Genomic DNA, 867 nt, shown 5'->3' with positions numbered 1-867 from the left:
TAAGACTGGGTCAGTGACATCTCGGCCAATGGGTTAATTCGGCGTCAGCACCAACAAGGCTGTAGATCCATCGTTAAAATCTGTTGCTTCAGATCTTCGTAAAGCCTGTGTTTGTTGTCCTTCACCTCACCTCCGTCGAGCCAACTAGGTTGCCCAAACTGTCTGTTTGAAAGCTCGCAACATCTAACGCATACCAGCGTATCAGTCACTCACAACTGGAGCACAGTCATAGCGCGAATATGAAAAAGGACATCGCCATTCAAAACTCCATTCTGGTCTCTCGGGAAGGCGCGTATCCAAAATAAGCTGTGTAACATTTGCTGAAATGGCTCGGTGAAACGAATCCACAAGCCACCGCGACCTGAACAATCGTGAGCCTGGAATGTTGCAGCAACCGGCGTGCTTCAGTTACCCGAAGTTCGAGGTAGTAACGCAATGGGGTCGTACCAAGCTGTGCCCTGAATAGCCGTTCGATCTGACGTCTCGACAGGTTGACCCAGCCGCACATCTGCTCAAGATCCAAGAGTTCTTCGAGATTCGCCTCCATCAATTTGACGATCTCTCTCAATGGCGCTGCCATCTTGATATGTAGCGTGGGATTCACGCGTCGGTATCGTGAGGCATCGAATTCCAGAATGTCAGAAATGCCATCCACAAGTCCTCCTCCATGAGTCTGGCCAATCCAATCCAAGACCATATGGAATGCGCCACTGGGGCTTGCCGCTGTGTATCGATCGCGATCAACCATGAAGCTCTCACTCGTGACCTGGCTATGCTGAGCAGCCTCTGCAAGCGCTGGCCGATGTTCCGGGTGAATGGCACAGCGGTAGGCATCCAGTAATCCAGCTTGCCCCAAGAACCAAGCAC

Annotated in this window: 1 protein-coding gene; it reads right to left on the bottom strand. The window is 51.6% G+C overall.

Annotation, left to right across the window (positions count from 1 at the left end; all coding sequences use genetic code 11):
• Positions 1 to 259 precede the first annotated feature (259 nt).
• Positions 260 to 867 (bottom strand): GlxA family transcriptional regulator (locus AC1DRJ_RS30215; RefSeq protein ID WP_477805344.1); only part of this gene is annotated, 608 nt, incomplete at its 5' end.

It is taken from the genome of Pseudomonas sp. P5_B2, assembly GCF_056400445.1.
The sequence above is the reverse complement of the archived record's forward strand: the minus strand, read 5'-3'. Positions and strand labels throughout refer to the sequence as shown.